The sequence below is a fragment of the Rhodococcus sp. DMU2021 genome (assembly GCF_019641445.1).
In the GTDB taxonomy this organism is placed as follows: domain Bacteria; phylum Actinomycetota; class Actinomycetes; order Mycobacteriales; family Mycobacteriaceae; genus Rhodococcus; species Rhodococcus pyridinivorans.
Genome location: NZ_JAIFKB010000061.1, coordinates 1 through 3,144 on the forward strand (window position 1 = coordinate 1; position 3,144 = coordinate 3,144).

Here is a 3,144-nt window from a genome sequence, read left to right on the forward strand (position 1 = left end):
GATGATCTCCCCGGTCACGGGATCAATGATCGCCTCGCCCAGCACTTCTGTCGTGTCAGTCACGGTCATTTCCTTTCGGGTCAGACCGGACCTTCACACACCGTTTTCCGGACAGTCCCAACAAGCAGGTCGTCAAGGCCGTCGTGCTGCTGGCGACCGGCGTCAATGGCGACGGCCACCGCGAGGTGTTGGGCATGCAGGTGGCCACCAGTGAGACCAAGGCATCGTGGAACACCTTCTTCGCCGACCTGGTGGCCCGCGGCCTGGGCGGGGTGCGCTTGGTGACCTCCGATGCTCATGCCGGGCTCATCGAGGCGATCGCAGCGAACCTGCCCGGCGCGGTATGGCAGCGCTGCCGCACCCACTACGCCGCCAACCTCATGGCAGTGTGCCCCAAGTCCATGTGGCCGGCGGTAAAAGCGATGCTGCACAGCGTGTACGACCAGCCCACCGCCACCGCGGTGCACGAGCAGTTCGACCGGCTCCTCGAATACACCGACGGCCGATTGCCCGAGGTCGCCGACCACCTCGGCGACGCCCGCGAGGACCTGCTCGCCTTCACCGGGTTCCCCGACGACGTGGGGCGCCAGATCTTGGTCTAACAACCCCACCGAACGGCTCAACCGCGAGATCCGCCGCCGCACCGACGTTGTGGGCATCTTCCCCAACCGCGACGCCATCATCCGCCTCATCGGCGCCGTCCTGGCCGAACAGACCGACGAATGGGCCGAAGGCCGCCGCTACCTCGGACTCGAAGTCCTCAGCCGCTGCCGACTTACCCTGACCACCGACACCCCAACACCGACGGAGGCGACCACCGATCCACTGATGCAACTACCCGCCTGACCCCCCCGAAGGATCAGAAACGAGTTACACCACTACCTGGGACTTGACCACCACCAACGCCCTGTTCCCTGAGTTAGGCGATGAATCGACGACCCTGGCCGTCATGTTGACATCCGCCGCGATCACCGCCCGACCTGACTGCAGGCCGATGTAGATTCAGCAAACGCGCAGCCAACGGTGAGGCCAAGTGAGATCGCCAAACACGGTTCGTTGTGGGCCCGACGTGCCGAGATCCTGGCGTACTTCGACACCGGTGCCTCCAACGGGCCGGTCGAAGCGATCAACGGACGCTTGGAACACCTGCGCGGGATCGCGCTCGGCTTCCGCAACCTCAACCACTACATCTTGCGGTCACCTCATCCACTCCGGCGGCCTGGCAGAACGCCTACACGCACTCTGAATCAGGAAGAGCCGGTTAAGGGAAGGCCTTCAATATTTGTGATTCAAGATATTCGCTTGGCATCGACGATGTTCTAGCCGCTCACGTAAGTATCCGCTATCATATCGTTCTATAGCGGGTATGCTAGCGGTGGAATCCAGCCGTCCCACCTCACGTTCCGCGGTCGGGCTGCGTACCAATGACGAAGACGCCATCTATTGTGTTCTCGCGTCCGCTAGCGGCGCGCAGTCGTCATATTGTTTCTTGATGTGGTGCCCAATGATGTGGTGCCTGAAATCATTCAGGCACCACATCATTGTGATTAGTTGCGTCCGGGCTGATTGAGTCCAGCCTGGGCTATGTTGCGCCGGGTATTCGTCGACTACTGTTTGGCTTCCGCTGGCGTTACATAGACCGATTCTCGCTCGGCTATCTGCCAAAGTTGGATTCCCATGGGGTCGCGAACTTCCTCTGCCAGGTGCCCTACGATGCCGGCGGCTCGCGCGACTACGGCGATGCCACGCATGATCCCTGGGTCGATTCCCATATCGCAGAGCAGAGCGCCGGATGCACCTGCGGCGTTGAGCGGTAGCTCCCGGCCGCTGGTTGACGCTACTTTCTGTGCCTGGATCATTAGTTGGGTGTGAGGGCCGATTAGGTGATGGGCTCGTGCGAGTTCGAGGAGCCGAGCGGTACGCGGGTCGCCTTGCTTGTGGACGGGATGCCCCAGCCCAGGGATGCGTCCTGTGGCTTTTTGCTGAATAGCGACAGTCTGGCTCGCCAGTTTCTGGAGATCCTCGTCCTTCATTCGCTTCGTCGGCGCGGCACTACGGAGCATTCGGCCAGAGCCTTCGAGCACGCCGAGAAAGACGGAACCGGCACCTAGTATTCCTGATGCGACGGCGCCCTGAATCGCGTCTGGAGCGCCAGTGTATGTCAGCCTTGCAGCGAGTGCAGTGGGAGTCAAACCATGATCTGCAAGCGCAACCAGGATCGCGTTGAAGACCCGTGCCTCGCCAGTTTCTGGTAGTCGTCCGGTGACGAGTAGGAAGAACATCTCCCCAAAATCGACGTTACCCATCAGTTCATCGGCTAGCGGATAACCCTGTACCCAAATATTGTCGCTGGTGGACCGGCCGATTGAGGTTCTCATACCTGGCTGACTGTCGATTGTCATTTCGAATTACTTAATGCTTTCGAGCGCGGCCGGAACGGGGTCAGCATCGTCGAACCAAGGCTCTGCATCAAGGTCGCGTACCGTGACAGAGAACTCAATCGAGATTCCATTGGGATCGGTGGCGTAGATAGATCGGACAAGGCCGTGATCGACAATCTCGCTGATGTCTGATCCGTTATCGCGAAGTTTCTTCTGAAGAGTCAGGAGATCGTCGTCAGATTCTACTCCGATTGACACGTGGTCGAACTGAATTCCGGATGCGGGAATCCCGGAGTCCTTTCGAGCGGGAAGCTCGGCTTCAGGCCATTCGAAGAATGCAATTGATGCGCCGCGGTTGATGCTGAGGAAGTAGTGGCGATAAGGATACCCCGCATCTTTGTTTCCGGTGGTTCCGACAAGCGGCATGCCAAGCACGTCGCGGTAGAACCGGATGGTATTTTCCATGTCGTTTGTGACCAACGCGAGATGATTCAGCCCAGCGTATGAAACTTCGGTCATTTTTGGTTCCCTGCTTTCTTGGTGTGGTTCGAAATCGGTTGAGTGTGCCATGGCCGCCGAACCCTGGGGCAGTGTTGGCTCGCTCACAGCAATTGTATGCGATCTTAGGGTGCCCTGCAAGGCCGCGCGTTGACTCATCCAAAATGCGCGCATAGAGGTAGTCGTTGCCTCAACTGAGAATGCGCGCGTGCGGTGCGCCTGCCGTGTCCGGCTCGGGCCGGGCGGTAGGCCCGAACGATGGGGC

Annotated in this window: 2 protein-coding genes and 2 pseudogenes; 2 read left to right on the plus strand and 2 right to left on the minus strand. The window is 59.8% G+C overall.

What is annotated here, in order from left to right; translation table 11 throughout:
* Positions 1 to 125: 125 nt before the first annotated feature.
* Both K3M35_RS25460 and K3M35_RS25465 read left to right on the plus strand, forming a co-directional pair.
* Positions 126 to 846 (plus strand): annotated as a pseudogene (locus tag K3M35_RS25460) (IS256 family transposase); the annotation flags it as partial.
* Positions 847 to 1,050: 204 nt separating this feature from the next.
* Positions 1,051 to 1,246, plus strand: a pseudogene (locus K3M35_RS25465) (transposase); the annotation flags it as partial.
* 361 nt (positions 1,247 to 1,607) lie between these two features.
* On the opposite strand, the gene K3M35_RS25470 reads toward K3M35_RS25465, so the two are convergent.
* Positions 1,608 to 2,402 (minus strand): citryl-CoA lyase, encoded by a 795-nt coding sequence (locus tag K3M35_RS25470; RefSeq protein WP_220667252.1) that lies wholly within the window; start codon positions 2,400 to 2,402, stop codon positions 1,608 to 1,610.
* Positions 2,403 to 2,408: 6 nt separating this feature from the next.
* Positions 2,409 to 3,144: VOC family protein (locus K3M35_RS25475; RefSeq protein ID WP_220667253.1), on the minus strand; the 736-nt coding region annotated here is incomplete at its 5' end.